At 57.0% G+C, this 16018-nt stretch carries 17 protein-coding genes; 6 read left to right on the plus strand and 11 right to left on the minus strand.

The features are described 5' to 3' along the window. Positions 1–4: 4 nt before the first annotated feature. The 3 genes from ctaD to nrdF form a co-directional block, all read right to left on the minus strand. On the minus strand, positions 5–1699 hold the full coding sequence (gene ctaD, locus CDUR_RS10660) for an aa3-type cytochrome oxidase subunit I (protein WP_006063003.1): 1695 nt from the start codon (positions 1697–1699) through the stop codon (positions 5–7). Between the two features lie 416 nt (positions 1700–2115). Beyond that, positions 2116–2760, minus strand: a complete 645-nt coding sequence (locus CDUR_RS10665; protein WP_179418197.1) for an NAD(P)-dependent oxidoreductase — start codon at positions 2758–2760, stop codon at positions 2116–2118. A gap of 14 nt (positions 2761–2774) precedes the next feature. Next, positions 2775–3842: a class 1b ribonucleoside-diphosphate reductase subunit beta gene (nrdF, locus tag CDUR_RS10670; protein WP_006063000.1), complete on the minus strand. Its 1068-nt coding sequence runs from the start codon at positions 3840–3842 to the stop codon at positions 2775–2777. Between the two features lie 294 nt (positions 3843–4136). On the opposite strand from nrdF, the gene CDUR_RS10675 reads away from it, so the two are divergent. After that, positions 4137–4640 carry a ferritin gene (locus tag CDUR_RS10675; protein WP_179418198.1) on the plus strand — a complete coding sequence of 168 codons (504 nt, stop codon included), beginning with the start codon at positions 4137–4139 and terminating at the stop codon, positions 4638–4640. A gap of 25 nt (positions 4641–4665) precedes the next feature. Here CDUR_RS10675 and CDUR_RS10680 read toward each other — a convergent pair whose 3' ends face one another. Further along, complete coding sequence (locus CDUR_RS10680; protein ID WP_179418199.1) at positions 4666–5184, minus strand: gluconokinase; 519 nt, start codon at positions 5182–5184, stop codon at positions 4666–4668. 261 nt (positions 5185–5445) lie between these two features. Here CDUR_RS10680 and CDUR_RS10685 point away from each other — a divergent pair, with 261 nt between their 5' ends. After that, complete coding sequence (locus tag CDUR_RS10685; protein WP_179418200.1) at positions 5446–6171, plus strand: FadR/GntR family transcriptional regulator; 726 nt, start codon at positions 5446–5448, stop codon at positions 6169–6171. Positions 6172–6259: 88 nt separating this feature from the next. Here the strand turns inward: CDUR_RS10685 and nrdE are convergent, their stop codons facing one another. The 4 genes from nrdE to ykgO all read right to left on the minus strand — a co-directional run bounded on the left by nrdE (position 6260) and on the right by ykgO (position 9947). Continuing rightward, positions 6260–8383: a class 1b ribonucleoside-diphosphate reductase subunit alpha gene (gene nrdE, locus CDUR_RS10690; RefSeq protein WP_051033940.1), complete on the minus strand. Its 2124-nt coding sequence runs from the start codon at positions 8381–8383 to the stop codon at positions 6260–6262. Between the two features lie 46 nt (positions 8384–8429). Further along, on the minus strand, positions 8430–8903 hold the full coding sequence (gene nrdI / locus CDUR_RS10695; protein WP_060996088.1) for a class Ib ribonucleoside-diphosphate reductase assembly flavoprotein NrdI: 474 nt from the start codon (positions 8901–8903) through the stop codon (positions 8430–8432). 107 nt (positions 8904–9010) lie between these two features. Then, the gene (gene nrdH, locus CDUR_RS10700; RefSeq protein ID WP_006062994.1) at positions 9011–9244 is read right to left on the minus strand and encodes a glutaredoxin-like protein NrdH; all 234 of its coding nucleotides are present in this window, start codon (positions 9242–9244) and stop codon (positions 9011–9013) included. 580 nt (positions 9245–9824) lie between these two features. Next, complete coding sequence (gene ykgO / locus CDUR_RS10705) at positions 9825–9947, minus strand: type B 50S ribosomal protein L36 (RefSeq protein ID WP_006062992.1); 123 nt, start codon at positions 9945–9947, stop codon at positions 9825–9827. Positions 9948–10119: 172 nt separating this feature from the next. On the opposite strand from ykgO, the gene nadE reads away from it, so the two are divergent. Then, positions 10120–10965 carry an NAD(+) synthase gene (nadE, locus tag CDUR_RS10710; RefSeq protein ID WP_179418201.1) on the plus strand — a complete coding sequence of 282 codons (846 nt, stop codon included), beginning with the start codon at positions 10120–10122 and terminating at the stop codon, positions 10963–10965. On the opposite strand, the gene CDUR_RS10715 is transcribed toward nadE, so the two are convergent. Next, positions 10962–11228 (minus strand): GlsB/YeaQ/YmgE family stress response membrane protein, encoded by a 267-nt coding sequence (locus CDUR_RS10715; RefSeq protein ID WP_040359546.1) that lies wholly within the window; start codon positions 11226–11228, stop codon positions 10962–10964. The genes nadE and CDUR_RS10715 overlap by 4 nt on opposite strands. A 51-nt stretch (positions 11229–11279) precedes the next feature. Between CDUR_RS10715 and CDUR_RS10720 the strand changes: the two genes are divergently transcribed. After that, positions 11280–11852: a hypothetical protein gene (locus tag CDUR_RS10720; RefSeq protein ID WP_179418202.1), complete on the plus strand. Its 573-nt coding sequence runs from the start codon at positions 11280–11282 to the stop codon at positions 11850–11852. Positions 11853–11856: 4 nt separating this feature from the next. Here CDUR_RS10720 and CDUR_RS10725 read toward each other — a convergent pair whose 3' ends face one another. Next, entirely contained in the window at positions 11857–13263 is a 1407-nt protein-coding gene (locus tag CDUR_RS10725) for a DHA2 family efflux MFS transporter permease subunit (protein ID WP_179418203.1), read from the minus strand. A gap of 137 nt (positions 13264–13400) precedes the next feature. On the opposite strand from CDUR_RS10725, the gene CDUR_RS10730 reads away from it, so the two are divergent. Beyond that, positions 13401–14042, plus strand: a complete 642-nt coding sequence (locus CDUR_RS10730) for a TetR/AcrR family transcriptional regulator (protein ID WP_290207568.1) — start codon at positions 13401–13403, stop codon at positions 14040–14042. A gap of 324 nt (positions 14043–14366) precedes the next feature. On the opposite strand, the gene CDUR_RS10735 is transcribed toward CDUR_RS10730, so the two are convergent. Then, the gene (locus tag CDUR_RS10735) at positions 14367–14972 is read right to left on the minus strand and encodes a GNAT family N-acetyltransferase (RefSeq protein WP_290207570.1); all 606 of its coding nucleotides are present in this window, start codon (positions 14970–14972) and stop codon (positions 14367–14369) included. A gap of 171 nt (positions 14973–15143) precedes the next feature. On the opposite strand from CDUR_RS10735, the gene CDUR_RS10740 reads away from it, so the two are divergent. Beyond that, positions 15144–16007, plus strand: coding sequence for an SDR family oxidoreductase (locus tag CDUR_RS10740; protein WP_179418205.1), 864 nt, complete (start codon positions 15144–15146; stop codon positions 16005–16007). The last annotated feature ends 11 nt before the right edge of the window (positions 16008–16018 follow it).

The raw sequence follows: 16018 nt of genomic DNA on the forward strand, positions 1-16018 counted from the left end.
GAACCTAGTGCCTGCCGACGTGCGCCTCAGCGCGCATGCGCTCCACCATGTGCGGATAGTGCAGCTCGAAGGCGGGGCGCTCGGAACGGATACGCGGCAGCGACACGAAGTTGTGGCGCGGCGGCGGGCAGGATGTTGCCCATTCCAAGGAGTTGCCGTAGCCCCACGGATCGTCCACAGTGACGACCTCGCCGTAGCGCCAAGACTTGAAGATATTCCAGATGAACGGGATCACAGACGCGCCCAGAATGAAGGCGGCGATAGTGGAAATCTGGTTGAACAGGGTGAACCCATCGGATTCAAGGTAGTCGGCATAACGACGCGGCATACCCATGTTACCCAGCCAGTGCTGGATCAGGAAGGTGCCGTGGAAGCCCAGGAAGGTCATCCAGAAGTGGATCTTGCCCAGGCGCTCGTCCAGCATACGGCCCGTCATCTTCGGGAACCAGAAGTACACGCCACCGTAGGAGGCGAACACGATGGTGCCAAACAGGGTGTAGTGGAAGTGAGCAACAATGAAGTAGGTGTCAGAGATGTGGAAGTCCAGCGGCGGGGAGGCCATCATGACGCCGGTCAGGCCACCGAACAGGAAGGACACCATGAAACCGAAGGCGAAAATCATGGGGGTTTCCCATGTGAGGTGTCCGCGCCACATCGTGCCCAGCCAGTTGAAGAACTTCACGCCGGTGGGAACCGAAATCAGGAACGTCATGAAGGAGAAGAACGGCAGCAGGATAGCGCCGGTGACGAACATGTGGTGCGCCCACACTGCCATCGACAGCGTAGCGATGGACAGCGTTGCAAACACCAGGCCCGCGTAGCCGAACATCGGCTTACGGGAGAACACGGGGACGATCTCAGACACAATGCCGAAGAACGGCAGAGCCAGGACATACACCTCGGGGTGCCCAAAGAACCAGAACAGGTGCTGCCACAGGACGGCACCACCGTTGGCGGGGTCGTAAATGTGGCCGCCCAGCTTGCGGTCGTACAGCACTCCCAAAGCGGCGGCGGTGAGCATCGGGAAGATCAGCAGCGCCAAGATAGAGGTAACAAAGATGTTCCAGGTGAAGATCGGCAGGCGGAACATGGTCATGCCCGGCGCGCGCAGGCACAGGATGGTCGTGATCATGTTGATGGCGGAGACGATGGTACCGATACCACCGACACCCACGCCGAGAATCCACATGTCAGAGCCAACGCCTGGGGAGTGGATGGAGTCCGAGAGCGGCGAGTACATGGTCCAGCCGAAGTCGGCGGCACCACCAGGGGTGAAGAAGCCCGACAGCATCAAAATGCCGCCCACGGCGGTGAGCCAGAAGCCAAATGCGTTCAGCCGGGGGAAGGCAACGTCGGGTGCGCCGATCTGCAACGGCATGACGTAGTTAGCAAAGCCCCATACCACGGGAGTGCCGTACAGCAGCAGCATCACGGTGCCGTGCATGGTAAATAGCTGGTTGAACTGCTCGTTGGACAGGTACTGCAAGCCGGGGCTGAACAGTTCGGCGCGGATGAGTAGGGCCATGAAGCCACCAAGGAAGAAGAAGCAGAAGGCCATAATGATGTACATCAGGCCCAGCATCTTATGGTCAGTTGTGGTGAGCATTTTCCAGGCCAGGCTACCCTTGCGGCCTGACCCGGTAGGTGCAGGCCGTGCAGGTGCGACCTCGTGGTCGCCCTTAGGCACTACAGCTGTCATAGGTTCCTCCTGACTACGCGATAACGCTGCACATGCACAGACACTGTGTGCGCAGAGTTACCCAAGTTTTATGCTGTATTGATGTTAGTGGAACCGTACTGCGTTTTTCCATCTTTACGGCAGGAAAGCCCACCTTCTACATTGTTGTTTTTTCGTAACGAATGCCCGCCACTAGCCGTTCTTGGGGGTGTTGCACACGATTGAGCTTCATATTTCCTCCCTATCTGTGACAGGAAACACTTTCGAGGCTGGCACTGCAGGGGTGAGAAGATGATCATTCCACTAATCCCGCTCCCCCCACACGGGTTAAACCCAAGGTTGACCCCTGCGCACCGTTACTAGCACCCCTCCCCTGAAAAGCGCGAAGCGACAGGGCGCAGGGCACGAGATGTGCGGATGAAGATTCCAGGGTCACCCTAGTTGGCTACGTAAACGTGGCGGCGGTTAAGGTCGTTACGCTCCACAATATCAAGGAGCGCAGTAGCCATATCTGGGGCAGTGATCATCCACCCGCGAGGTACGGGCGCTGAGGCGCTCAGGCGGTACCGATTTTTCGCTTTTCCAGGCCGAACGGGCTGAATTCGAGGTGCCCTTATTGCGGTCCACCTAGCATCACTTTCCCAGAGCACAATATCCATGCGCCGCATGTCGTCATAAGTAGCACCGAGAAAGTGCTGCAGTAGGGGCAGAACAATCCATAGTTTTAACAGCCCTTGGTGCGCCCAGTGTTCAGCCACTTCAGATGAAATGACAACCAGCCGTTCAACACCATGGTGCCCCATTGCTGCAAGAAGATTCTTAGTGCCAGCGGAGTACAGCTGCGTGGGAGTGTTAGCTGTTCCAACACCAACGGTGCTCACAACCGCATCGACCCCTTCAAGCCAGGGAGTTAACGCATCGACATCAAGAATGTCCACTGCGGCCTTTGTTAGTCGCTCGTGGCTTATCTCCAGTTTTTCTGGAGTTCTAGCCACAGCAATCACATCATGACCACGTGATAGCGCTTGCTCAACAACCGAACGCCCGACAGTCCCCGTAGCGCCAGGTACAAGAATCTTCATCTGTATTTACTTCCCTAGAAGTCCCAGTCGTCGTCTTCGGTGGCTTCAGCTTTGCCGATCACATAGGAGGAACCGGAGCCGGAGAAGAAGTCATGGTTTTCATCAGAGCTAGGTGACAGCGCGGAGAGGATTGCCGGGGAGACGCGGGTGTCGTCGGCGGGGAACAGCCCTTCGTAGCCAAGGTTGTTCAGAGCCTTGTTGGCGTTGTAGCGGAGGAAGCGTTTGACGTCTTCGGTCCACCCCAGCTCGTCGTAGAGGTCTTCGGTGTATTGGGTTTCGTTTTCGTAGAGGTCGTAGAGGAGCTCGAAGGTGTATTCCTTCATTTCCTCGCGCTCGGCCTCGGTGAGCGCTTCGAGCCCTTTTTGGTATTTGTAGCCGATGTAGTAGCCGTGGACGGCTTCGTCGCGGATGATCAGGCGGATCACATCGGCGGTGTTGGTGAGCTTCGCGTGGCTTGACCAGTGCATGGGCAGGTAGAAGCCGGAGTAGAAGAGGAAGGATTCGAGCAGCGTGGAGGCGACTTTGCGCTTGAGGGGGGCGTCGCCTTCGTAGTAGCTGAGGATGATCTCGGCTTTTTTCTGCAGGTTCTCGTTTTCTTCGGACCAGCGGAACGCGTCGTTGATCTCGGGTGTGGACGCGAGCGTCATAAATATAGAGGAGTAACTTTTCGCGTGCACGGATTCCATGAAGGCAATGTTGGTGAGCACAGCTTCTTCATGAGGTGTCAGGGCGTCGGGAATCAGCGACACCGCACCGACGGTTCCCTGAATGGTATCGAGCATGGTCAGCCCCGTGAACACCCGCATGGTTGTTTCTTGTTCGAGGGCGTTGAGGGTGTTCCAGCTTTTGATGTCGTTGGACAGCGGCACTTTTTCGGGGAGCCAGAAGTTTCCGGTGAGTCGGTCCCAGACCTCAAGGTCTTTTTCGTCTGGAATGGTATTCCAGTTAATGGCGCTGATGGGGCTGTTGCGCGATTCGGGATGGCTTTCGCGATGCGCAGGGGTTGCAGCAGTGAGCTTTTTTGCCGTCACAGTCTTTGTCTCCTCGTGTGCAAAACATTCAATCCGCCACACTACCACCATTTTTTACCGTGATATTCAACACACCCCTCCGTCTACTGCCGCTGCTTCCCGCCATTCTCCTCAATGCTTATCGACGCCCCGCCTTCCGCAGCTATGTCCATAACCTAAACCTGTTACAAGCAGTTTATTTAGACGCTCATCGCATTAATCACGCAGAGACGCGTTCTACGGATGAGCAATGTTCATTTTGTCAAGTAACGCAAGCCAAACCATACCGAAAAATACGACCAAAATGGCCCCTACCAGCGAGTTAGGCAAGCATAAGTCGATTGATGGCATTGTAGACTCATGGCTATGAAACTCAGTGACACACTCGCAGAAGCGTTCAACCAGCAAGTAACCGCAGAACTCGAAGCCTCCCTGGTCTACCTCCAGCTCTCCTACATTCTCGACGACCTCGGGCTGGTGGGCATGCGCGACTGGATGAAAACCCAGTCCGAAGAGGAACTGACCCACGCACAGCAGTTCGCTGATCACATGCTGGACCGCGATGCCACTCCCCAGATTGGCACCATCAACTCCCCCGCACTGAAGGTCACCAACGCCATCGAAGCTTTCGAGGCCTCCCTGGCTCACGAGCAGAAGATCTCCGGCATGATCCGCGACCTGGCTGCCACCGCCCAGAACGAGAGCGACTTTGATTCCCGCCCGCTTCTGGACACCTTCCTCCAAGAGCAGATCGAGGAAGAATCCACCGTCAAGGAAATTCTTGACCGTCTGCGCATGGTCGCAAACGATGGCTCCGGCCTGCTCCGCATGGACGCAGAACTCGGCGCACGCGAGGATTCCGACGACTAATTTGTCCCCCTTTATCTAATCCGATCTAACCCGGCTTATCAGCGTAAGCCGGGTTTTTGCCTATCCAGGCCAGTACTGCGTCCACAACATGCTGGATGACGGCCGTATTCTCCACTACTATCCCCCGCTCATCCGCCTCTAATGGTTCGAGTGCATCTAGTTGAGAATCCAACAAGAGCGGGGGCATGAAATGCCCGATACGCGCTTCCATTCGGCTCGCGATGAGCGCGCGCGGCGCAACAAGATGAATAAACACCACATCCCCCTGCGCACGGCGCAGAATATCGCGATAACTGCGCTTGAGAGCAGAGCAAGCCACCACAGAGCTGCCCGCTGCATCCATCCACCGTGCCAAGGATTCGAGCCACGGCACACGGTCCGCATCAGTCAGCGGCACACATGCAGCCATTTTGGTTATGTTAGTTTCCGGGTGAAGATCATCTGCGTCTACAGCTGCTAGATCTAAATGCGCGCCCAACCGCGCCGCAACAGCACTTTTCCCGCTGCCCGATACCCCCATGACCACATAATGCACTGGTTTCATGCCACCCTTTCTCGGCACGACACATACCTATTTTAAATGATATACATCACACTTTTTACTAGGTGTGATCTTTTTTAGGACACTCGCTACCCCAGAGCTTCAGAAAAGCTGCAGGTCAACGACATGGGCACCCCCACTTTTCCATAACTACTGTTCAAGACTGCGACACTTTCCTTACACAATACTGAGAATTAGGGTAAAGATATGCTAGAAATAGCAGTGAGCACTTCCAACCGTACATCTGGATCGCAAGGAACTACAGTGACCTACACTCCGACTTCCCCCACCCCGCTTCTCGACCCAGTCCTGAAGGAACTCGGCACCGAGATCATCAGCGGGAAAATTCCCGCAGGGCAACGTTTCACCCTGCAGGACCTGTGTACCCGGTTTGGAATCTCACGCACCGTTGCCCGCGAAGTAATGCGAGCCCTTGAACAACTTAACCTTGTTCATGCTTCCCGACGCGTTGGCATCACAGTGCTGGAGAAGAAAGACTGGGCTGTATTCGATAAATCCGTCATCGCGTGGCGCCTAGAGACGCCCCAAGAACGCGATCTCCAGCTCCATTCACTCACCCAACTACGCATAGCCGTCGAACCCATCGCAGCCCGCGCAGCCGCCAACAACGCCAACCCTGAGGAACGCACACGGCTCGTGGAACTCTCCACCCTGATTTGCGACCTCGGCCGCAGTGGCATGGGCAACTCCCCCGACTTCCTCGACGCCGACATCGAATTCCACACCCTCATCTTGACCTCATCTCGCAACGAGATGTTCGCATCCCTCGCCTCCACCGTGGCAACGGTGCTGACCGGACGCGCGCAATTGGGACTGCAACCCAACCATCCCGCTGACGAAGCGCTCGACCACCACGAACGCCTGGCAGCCGCCATCGCTTCTGGTGAAAGCCTCGCCGCCGAGGACTACGCTCGCATGCTTGTCAGCGAAGCCCGCGAAAGCCTCGCAGTACTCACTCCCGCCTCCTAGAGTCGACCAATAGTGCTGGCTCACCACAAGCGACAGTGTGGTGAGCCAGCACTATACATTTTCCAGCCGCACCCCAGACCCCCAAAACCTACAATGTGCAGCTCACACAGCCTTCTACCTCAGTCCCCTCCAGGGCAGTTTGCCGGAGGCGGATGTAGTAGATGGTTTTGATGCCTTTGCGCCAGGCGTAGATTTGAGCGCGGTTGATGTCGCGAGTGGTGGCGGTGTCTTTGAAGAACAGGGTGAGGGATAGCCCCTGGTCAACGTAGCGGGTGGCCACGGCGTAGGTGTCAATGATTTTCTCGTACCCGATGTCGTAGGCATCTTGGTAATAGTCGAGATTGTCGTTGGTCATGTAGGGTGCCGGGTAGTAGACGCGCCCGATTTTGCCTTCCTTGCGGATTTCTATCCGGGAGGCGATGGGGTGGATGGATGAGGTCGAATTGTTGATGTAGGAGATCGACCCGGTTGGTGGCACCGCCTGAAGGTAGCGGTTAAACATGCCATGTTTGGCCACCTTTTCTTTGAGTTCTGCCCATTCTTCTGCGGTGGGCGTGTGGATACTGGACCGCGCGAAGATTTCTTTGACCTTGTCGGTGCGGGGCACAAACTCGGCGGGGTCGTAACGGTCGAAGAATGTCCCGTTGGCATAGTCGGAGTCTTCGAATCCTTCGAAAACAGCGCCGCGTTCCTGGGCGATTGCGCAGGATGCTTTGATGCATTCGTACATGACGGCCGCAAAGTAGGCGTTGGTGAAGTCGAGTCCTTCTTCTGATCCGTAGTGGATGTGTTCGCGCCCGAAGAATCCGTGCAGGTTCATTTGGCCGAGCCCGATGGCGTGCGCGGCGTCGTTACCCTTGCGGATGGAGGGCACGGAGTCGAGCGAGGTTTGTTCGGATACGGCGGTGAGCCCGCGGATGGAGGTTTCGATGGTGCGGGAGAAGTCTGGGGAGTCGACGGCTTTGGCGATGTTGAGGGAGCCGAGGTTGCAGGAGATGTCTTCACCGACTTTGGCGTAGGTGAGGTCCGCGTTGAATTCCGAGGGGGTGGAGATTTGCAGGATCTCGGAGCAAAGGTTGGAGTGGGTGATGCGGCCTGCGATGGGGTTGGCTTTGTTCACCGTGTCTTCAAACATGATGTAGGGGTAGCCGGATTCAAATTGGATCTCGGCGAGGGTTTGGAAGAATTGGCGCGCGTTGATTTTGGTTTTGCGGATGCGGTCGTCTTCCACCATCTCGTTGTAGTGTTCGGTGACGGAGACGTCGGCGAAGGGTTTGCCGTAGACGCGTTCGACATCGTAGGGGGAGAACAGGTACATGTCGTCGTTGCGTTTGGCCAGTTCGAAGGTGATGTCGGGAATAACTACGCCCAACGACAGGGTTTTGATGCGGATTTTTTCGTCCGCGTTTTCGCGCTTGGTGTCCAGGAACTTCATGATGTCCGGGTGGTGGGCGCTGAGGTAGACGGCTCCCGCACCCTGGCGCGCGCCGAGTTGGTTGGCGTAGGAGAAGGAGTCTTCGAGGAGCTTCATCACGGGGATGACGCCGGACGACTGGTTTTCAATGCGCTTGATGGGCGCTCCGGCTTCGCGGAGGTTGCTGAGCAGCAGAGCCACACCGCCGCCACGTTTGGAAAGCTGTAGCGCGGAGTTGATGGCGCGCCCGATGGATTCCATGTTGTCTTCAATGCGCAGCAGGAAGCAGGAGACGGGTTCGCCGCGCTGGGCTTTGCCGGAGTTGAGGAAGGTGGGAGTGGCGGGCTGGAAGCGTCCGCTCATGATTTCGTCGACAAGGCTCTCGGCAAGCTTGGTGTCACCCGCCGCGAGCGTGAGGGCAACCATGCAGACGCGATCTTCGTAGCGTTCGAGGTAGCGTCGGCCGTCGAAGGTTTGCAGGGTGTACGAGGTGTAGTACTTGTAGGCCCCAAGGAAGGTGGGGAACCGGAATTTCTTGGCGTAGGCGCGCTTGAACAGAGATTTGATGAAGTCGAAGGAGTACTGGTCAACAACCTCTTGTTCGTAGTAGTTGTTGCTCAGCAGGTAGTGGAATTTTTCCTCCAGGTCGTGGAAGAACACGGTGTTTTGGTTGACGTGCTGGAGGAAGAATTGGTTGGCCGCTTGACGATCCTTATCAAATTGGATGTTGCCGTTGTCATCCCACAGGTTTAACAGGGCATTCAGTGCGTGGTAGTCCAGTTCTTCACGCTCTGCCATGGTCTCGCTCAACGTCTGCAGCCTTTCCAATAGAAGTATGTGTGCGCTATCCGCGCGTATCGACGCCCGCGTCTCCCGCGGCGTCGTCATGTGGGTTACGGTTTAATCCTAGTTTTTCTGCGTTGTCCAGCAGTCCGGCGCGCAGGATGCGCACGTCTTCGTCGGTTCCGAGCAGTTCAAAACGGTACACGTACGGGACTCCCGTTTTGGCGGCTATCACGTCGCCTGCTTTGCCGTAGTCGGTACCAAAGTTGGTGTTCCCCGAGGACACGACCGCGCGGATGAGGCTGCGGTTGTGTTCATTGTTGAGGAAACGAATAACTTGCCCTGGTACCGGACGGGGTTCGTTGCCGGATATGGAGGCCCCTCCCCCGTAGGTGGGACAGACCAGCACGTAGGGTTCATCCACGACGAGCGGAGGATCGTTCCGATGCAGCGGAATGCGCGCGGAGGGCAGTCCCAGCTTGGTCACAAAGCGATGGGTGTTTCCCGTTGCCGAGGAAAAATACACCACAAGCATCTTGTATCGTCCGTTCGTCTGTGTGGCATGAAAAAAGCCGCCCACGTATGCAACGGTATGGGCGACTGGAAACGCCTCCTTGACGGGGCATCGTGAAGCCGCGTTAGTTAGGCAACAGCCGCAACGAGGCTGCGGATGCGCTCGGGGCGGAAGCCGGACCAGTGCTCGCCGTTGGCTTCAACAACGGGCGCCTGGAGGTATCCGAGGGCCAGAACATAGTCGCGGGCTTCATCGTCCATGCTGATGTCTACGAGGGTGTAGTCCAAGCCAGCACGGTCCAGGGCCTTTTTGGTTGCGGTGCACTGCATGCAGGCGGGCTTGCTGTAGACGGTGATAGCCATGTTCTTCCCTCATCTGTTTGCGGTTTGCTCTTCTTGCGTGTTGCCCCCAGTGGCCGCTCCTGGCGGCCACTGGATCACATGAAGAAACACTATACTTTGTGCCTATCTAATTCAACTAGCACTACATATAGTAGTTACATCGTGAGTATTCCCAGCAAACCGCGCAATCTGGCCACTATATCTAGCCTGGTTTTGCGTGCGATGTGATTACAACGATGAAATTTGCCCGCTTCACACCCCCTAATATCCCTGCTCGCCCACATTGCGCCCCTCACCCCGCTGCGCGGTCAAAATGTGTCGTTTGACACATATTTGATGACAAGTGCGCAGGTCGCCAAACCCTCAACCCGTACTTCACCCCAAAAAAGCACACTCGCAGCGCCATGCGCTCCGAAGAAGTTCCACACGTGTAATTCAAAAGAATCCACTTTTGTCAAATCGCATTCAAGCAGCTGCTACACCCATCCTGAGCAGCGCTTTCTTCACCTAAAGAGCACCTAAAACCACCCGAAGAAAACCCCCACAGCCGCAACAAAAAACCGCCCACCATGACGGCGAGCGGCTTCCAACTCCCGGTGGTTTAGCCCTGACGAGCCTTGAACCGGGGCTCCTTCTTGTTGATCACGTAGACCTTGCCACGACGACGCACGATCTGGGCGCCCGGCTTATTCTTCAGCGACCGAAGGGACTTACGGACCTTCATCGGGCGCTCCTTTCTCTCATGCGCGTACAGCGGCGCACATCACCACACGCCGCGTGTAATTTTTCGCTTACAGTTCCTTAACGCATAGCCCAGCTATGACACGAGGGACCATGTTATCGTATCGACCCCGTTTTAACAAACCAGATTGTCGCACTCCATTACCATAATTGTCATGGATAAACAGCACAGCACGGACCTCCGCACCCACATCCAGAGCAGCCTCAACGTCTCCCCCACCATCAATCCGCAGCACGAGATAACCACGCGTGTGGACTTCCTCGCGGACTACCTGCTCCACACCGGACTCAAGGGATATGTGCTGGGCATTTCCGGCGGCCAAGACTCCACCCTTGCGGGCCGCCTCGCACAACTCGCCGTAGAAAAAGTACGCGCACAACAGGTCGACGCAGAGTTCTGGGCCGTGCGCCTCCCCTATGGAACCCAAGTAGACGAAGACGACGCCCAAACCGCGCTCCGCTTCATCCAGCCCGACCGCAGCATCGTTATTAACATCAAGGAAGCCACTGATGCCATCGACGACGCCGTTGCCGCTGCGCTCGGGCGTGACGACCTCACCGATTTCAACCGCGGGAATGTCAAGGCCCGCCAGCGCATGATCGCGCAGTACGCCGTCGCCGGTGAGTACGGCCTGGCGGTCATTGGTACCGACCACGCGGCAGAAAACATCACCGGCTTTTTCACCAAGTTCGGCGACGGCGGTGCCGACATCCTGCCGCTCGCGGGCCTAACCAAAAGCCAGGGGGCTGCACTACTCAGCGAACTCGGCGCACCCGAATCCACCTGGGCGAAGGTGCCCACCGCCGACCTTGAGGACACGCGGCCGTCGTTACCCGACGAAGAAGCCCTGGGCGTCAGCTACACCGACATCGACACCTACCTGGAAACCGACCAACCGCTTACCGACGCCGCCCGCACCCGCCTCGAACACCTGTGGCGGGTCGGTGAACACAAACGCCACCTGCCCATCACGCCCTTCGACACGTGGTGGCGCGCTTAACGACGCCGCGACCCCGTAATAAAGCCATACACCGTCAGCACCACCAACGCTCCACCCACAGCGCTGGCCCACGTGCTGAGATCAAAGAACCCCTGGTTGAGGTCCACATTGAAAAACATCGAGCCGAGGTAGCCGCCAACCATCGAGCCGATAATGCCCAACAGCATGGTGAGAATGATCCCACCGCGCTGTTCCCCAGGCATCACCATCTTTGCAATCGCACCAGACAGAAAACCAAGCAACATCCAAGCGGGGATACTCATGCCCCCACTATAAACGCAGAAGCGACATCAGCGCCGAGTACAGTAACAACAATGAAACACCACCTTACTGAAGACACCATGCTCAACGACCTCGGCGTGCTCCTCCACCGCGTCCGCGCTGCCTACGACATTCCCGCCCACGGAGTGCACGCCGGGGACATCGGCGGCTGGGTGGATTCCCCCGACCGGCTTACCCTCAACGGCTGGATTACTGACGACGCCCAAGCCTACGATGACGCCACCATCACCGGTGCTGCACTGGTCAGTGAAAACGCCCGAATTTACGAATCCGCCACCGTCGACGAAACCGCCCGCGTCAGCGGCAATGCCGCAATCTGCGGTCACGCCTGCGTTGGATACGGCGCTCACGTTCACGGCGACATCACCATCGACGGCCGCGCCTGGATCGAAGACGCTGACCTCTCCCACCCCTCCCACTTCCTTATTGTCACCCCACTTGGGCGTGCTGGTGAGAACGCCCAGCTCACCCGTTGCCCCGATGGCTCCTACACCGTCACCCACGGCGACTGGATCGGCTCACTCGATGACTTCGCTGCCGCTTTTGAGGGTGCCGAGTACGCGCTGTTCGTGGACCTCGCTCGCGCGCATATTGACGGTGCGTGAGCTCTTAGCTTGGCAGACGCAGTGTCATCAGTGCAGAGATACCCACCGCTGCGGCACCGAAGAAGATGGCGGGAATCGCGGCGTCGGTAAACGCGGTCGGGGTGAGCTGGCCGTCGTAGACAAGGAAAATGGCGGTGAGTCCGGCAACACCAAACACAACGCCCACCTCGCGAATGGTGGCGTTCGTACCAGAGGCGGTCGCTTGCTCTTCAGAGGCCATGCCGACGAGTACCGCGTTGACAATCGGAGAGAAGACTAGCCCCATGCCCACACCAGCGATAATCATGGCCGGGATCATGCTGCGATAAGACATGTCGGGGGCGAGTATGGCTGCGATCCATGTTAGTCCGCTAGCGAGAAGAATAAGTCCTACGAAAATAACGGGACGGTTGCCGATACGCCCAGCAAGCCATCCTGAGATGGGTGCAACAAAAAGTGGAGCGAGCGTCCACGGCATTGTCTTCACCCCAGCTTCGAGCGGATTGTTACCTAGCACAACTTGCAAGAATTGAGAGAGGAGGAATACCGCACCAAAGGTTCCAAAAGTGAATAAGAAACTCACCGCATTCGCAATGCTGAAACTGCTGTTTTTAAACATACTCAGAGGTAGAACTGGGTGCGACGTGCGTGTCTCCCAGATGAGAAACGCTAGGAGAAAGACGGAGCCACTAATGATGCTGGCAAGGATCTCAGTACTGGTCCAGCCTTTGTCGTTACCGCGGGAAATGCCGTATGTAAGAGCAAAAACACCAATGACGGCGAGTATGACACCAAGCAAGTCAAGTTTCTGCGCCTTGCCATAGCTTTCCGGGATTACCCAGTAAATTAGCGCGAGACAGGCAATTCCTACGGGGACATTGATCCAGAAGGCTGCTTCCCAGTTCACACCCTCAACAACAATCCCACCGATGAGCGGGCCAAGAGCAACCCCCAAACCGGAAATACCTCCCCAGATTCCGATGACCGCTGGACGAAGACGCTCCGGAACCGAGGTGCTGAGCAATGTGAGAGAAAGCGGGAAAAGGGCTGCCGCGCCCACACCTTGGAGTGTTCGCGCAGCGATGAGCATCCAGGGCTCAGTGCTGAGTCCACACAGCAGAGAGGCGACGGTAAACAATGTGAGTCCCCCGGCAAAAATGCAACGCCTGCCACAACGATCGGCCACCCCAGATGACGTCAGGACCAGGGATGCGAAGGCGAGGGTGTAGGCATTGACAAACCAGCTGAGCTGCTCGAATGTTGCCCCGAGTTCCCGGCCTATGACGGGAAGGGCGTTGGTGACAATGAGGTTGTCAAGCGATGCCATGAACATAGGCAGCGAGACTGTGAGGATGATGAGCCAGACAGGACGGGCAGGCTGCGGCACTGCTGCGACGTGCACTTCTGTGTTGGGGGCGTTAAGGGTTTCCACGGGTTACTTCTCCTTGGGATTCCTACCGTCTGAACGGTTGTAATCAATTGATTACAACCAGACCTTAGCGTGTGCGCTCGGATGCGTCAACAACAACGCCACCGCAGCTAAAACGCAGGTAATGCTACTGTGGCAGCGTGGCCCCGAAAGACGCATCGCAAGAAATCCCCACCAGAACAGAACGCCTTCCCGCAGCTGAGCGCCGCGAAAACATGCTCATTGCCGCCAGCAACGTGTTTGGCAACCTTGGCTACGCAGGTGCAACCACCGATGCCATAGCCAAAGCTGCCGGAGTGAGCCAAGCCTACGTGGTACGAACCTTTGGATCGAAAGAAAACCTGTTTGCCGAGGCGTCGGAACGCGCAATCAACCTCATCAAAGACACCTTCATTCGAGCAGCACAGAAGACAAAAGGGTCCGATACTAAAGCAAGCATGGGGCACGCCTACATTGAGCTCATGGCCGACCGCTCTAATCTACTGATCGTCATGCACCTGTTCACTATGGGGCAGCATCCCCGCTTTGGCCCCATTGCGCGTACCGGGTTTCTTGAGATTTATCGCGTAATCAACGATGCGTTGAACATGGGAACGGAAGCCGCAAAGGACTTCCTCGCGCTGGGGATGCTCATCAACGTACTGCTCGGCATCCGACTGGTGGAAGTAAGCAGCGCCAGTGAACTCAAAAGCGAAGACGAAGTGTACAAACTCATCCACGGCATTTTCCAAGAAGACACCGAAGCAGTTTTTGGCTGCCTTCGCCCAGACAACGAGAGCTAGCAGACCTGAATCCGGCACCACCACAGTCTTGAACAACGTTAGTGCAAACATTTGCATGGAAGTTTGCTTATGCCCAGGCACAAAAATGGGGCATTTTCGAGCTTGAGCGTAAGCAGATTTTACAGGGGATCACAATGACACCGTTCAAGCCTTGACGCGACGAGGTTGCGGCCTATCAAACTGCCATCCCAGGCCATCATTAGTGCAAAGTATGTATACGCTCCGGTCAGAAAACCCTGGTTTCATACCTGACGATATACAAACTTTGCATCGCCCTTTGTGCCCAGACAGCAGTGGACCTTAGTTAACTGTCCCGCCATCCCCCTACATCGCTTCCCGAATCATCGCGTAGGAGAGCGTTTCTGGCAGCGTCGACACCTCGGCAACCACGCTAAAGCCGTAGCGCTCGTAAAGTCGGCGGCTGGCATCGGTGGTTGCTTCGAGGAAAACGGGGGCGGGCTGGACGTCGATAAGCGCGAGGCGGCGCCGCAGCAGCGCAGAGCCGATGCCTTGCCCACGCACGTCCGGCGAGGTGGCGATGTCGTGGAGGTACCAGTGCGGGCCGTCGGGTTGATGCAGGTCAACGGCTTTCTGGTGCTTGGCCCCGCGGAGTTCGGCGGGCAGACGGCCTCGAACCAGGCCGCGCAGGGTTTCCTTCCAGCCGTATTCGTCGTCGATATCGAGCATGTCGGGGGTTTCAAAAGTGAGCGCCCCGAGTACACGGCCGTCTGCGGAGCCATCAAGGACCACGTCCACGCTGTCACTCCCCCGCAGGCCGACTCCCCATTCACATTCGGCTTTGATCACGTGCCTGCGTATGCGGGGGCTGGGGGCAATGGCTTTCCACACAGGGTCGTCCATGAAGGCATCGGCAAAGAGTTCCGACACCTGCGGAATATGCTCATCTGTTGCTGTAACAATATGCACCATTATTTCGCCAGCCGTTCCCACAACACCCCACGATGCCATGCTTTCCGACTTGTCATACCTATCTACCCTAAAAGAAAAACCGGTACAGCACCGCTATTACACCCTTATCGACGCCCCGGAACAGCGCAGGTACGTACGCTGGAGGATACACATACTGAAGGAGCAACAGCCATGCCCACCACACTTGTCGCCGGGGCAACCGGATACCTCGGACGCTATATTGTTGCAGAACTCCACCGCCGCGGGCACACGGTTCGCGCCATTGTCCGCGACCGCGGCCGCGCAGCCGTCGAAGGTGCCTACGGCACACCGAGCCTTGACGGTCTTGTCGACGACTGGACCGTAGGAAACGTCACCGACGCGACATTCACTCAGGACGTGGCGGCGGGAGTGGATCATGTGGTGTCAGCACTGGGAGTGACACGCCAAAAAGCAGACCCGTGGAGCATCGACAATCGCGCCAACCAGAGCATCCTCGCCTCCGCGCTGAGGCATGGTGCCAGCTCCTTCACCTACATCAATGCGCTTGGTGCCGAGACCTGCCCCGCCGAACTCACCCGCGCCAAAACGGCCTTCGCGTGGGCACTGGAGTCTGCGGACATCAGGTCTACTGTGATCAACCCGTCCGCCTATTTCTCTGACGCGGCGGAACTGCTCACTATGGCCAAGCGTGGTTTAGTCCCCCTCTTCAAGCCGGACATACGCCTCAACCCCATTCATGGTGCCGACCTCGCAACGTACACCGTAGACCAGCTGGAACAGGGAAACACCGGATCCTTCGACATCGGCGGACCGGATATTTTTACCTGGAAGGAACTGGCCACCACAGCATTTCAGGCGGTGGGTAAGAAACCGCGCATTGTGAAAGTACCCGGTTGGACACTGCCGCCAGTCTTGGGTTTTGTCGGGCTATTCAACTCGCGACTCGCCGACACCATCCGCTTTGCCACCTGGAGTATGCAGCATGATTGCGTTGCACCCACAACGGGTAACCACCATATTGCGGACTTTTATAGGGAGTATGCGGGAAGGTAGACGAGAACCCA

The organism is Corynebacterium durum (assembly GCF_030408675.1).
Lineage (GTDB): Bacteria > Actinomycetota > Actinomycetes > Mycobacteriales > Mycobacteriaceae > Corynebacterium > Corynebacterium durum.

Bases quoted from the DNA above. Each gene is read 5' to 3' on its own strand.
- ctaD (WP_006063003.1), bottom strand. From the start codon at position 1,699: ATGACAGCTGTAGTGCCTAAGGGCGACCACGAGGTCGCACCTGCACGG.
- CDUR_RS10675 (WP_179418198.1), top strand. From the start codon at position 4,137: ATGAAACTCAGTGACACACTCGCAGAAGCGTTCAACCAGCAAGTAACC.
- CDUR_RS10715 (WP_040359546.1), bottom strand. From the start codon at position 11,228: ATGAGTATCCCCGCTTGGATGTTGCTTGGTTTTCTGTCTGGTGCGATT.
- nrdH (WP_006062994.1), bottom strand. From the start codon at position 9,244: ATGGCTATCACCGTCTACAGCAAGCCCGCCTGCATGCAGTGCACCGCA.
- nrdI (WP_060996088.1), bottom strand. From the start codon at position 8,903: ATGCTTGTGGTGTATTTTTCCTCGGCAACGGGAAACACCCATCGCTTT.
- CDUR_RS10680 (WP_179418199.1), bottom strand. From the start codon at position 5,184: ATGAAACCAGTGCATTATGTGGTCATGGGGGTATCGGGCAGCGGGAAA.
- ykgO (WP_006062992.1), bottom strand. From the start codon at position 9,947: ATGAAGGTCCGTAAGTCCCTTCGGTCGCTGAAGAATAAGCCGGGCGCC.
- CDUR_RS10720 (WP_179418202.1), top strand. From the start codon at position 11,280: ATGAAACACCACCTTACTGAAGACACCATGCTCAACGACCTCGGCGTG.
- CDUR_RS10740 (WP_179418205.1), top strand. From the start codon at position 15,144: ATGCCCACCACACTTGTCGCCGGGGCAACCGGATACCTCGGACGCTAT.
- nadE (WP_179418201.1), top strand. From the start codon at position 10,120: ATGGATAAACAGCACAGCACGGACCTCCGCACCCACATCCAGAGCAGC.
- nrdF (WP_006063000.1), bottom strand. From the start codon at position 3,842: ATGGTGGTAGTGTGGCGGATTGAATGTTTTGCACACGAGGAGACAAAG.
- nrdE (WP_051033940.1), bottom strand. From the start codon at position 8,383: ATGGCAGAGCGTGAAGAACTGGACTACCACGCACTGAATGCCCTGTTA.
- CDUR_RS10735 (WP_290207570.1), bottom strand. From the start codon at position 14,972: ATGGTGCATATTGTTACAGCAACAGATGAGCATATTCCGCAGGTGTCG.
- CDUR_RS10665 (WP_179418197.1), bottom strand. From the start codon at position 2,760: ATGAAGATTCTTGTACCTGGCGCTACGGGGACTGTCGGGCGTTCGGTT.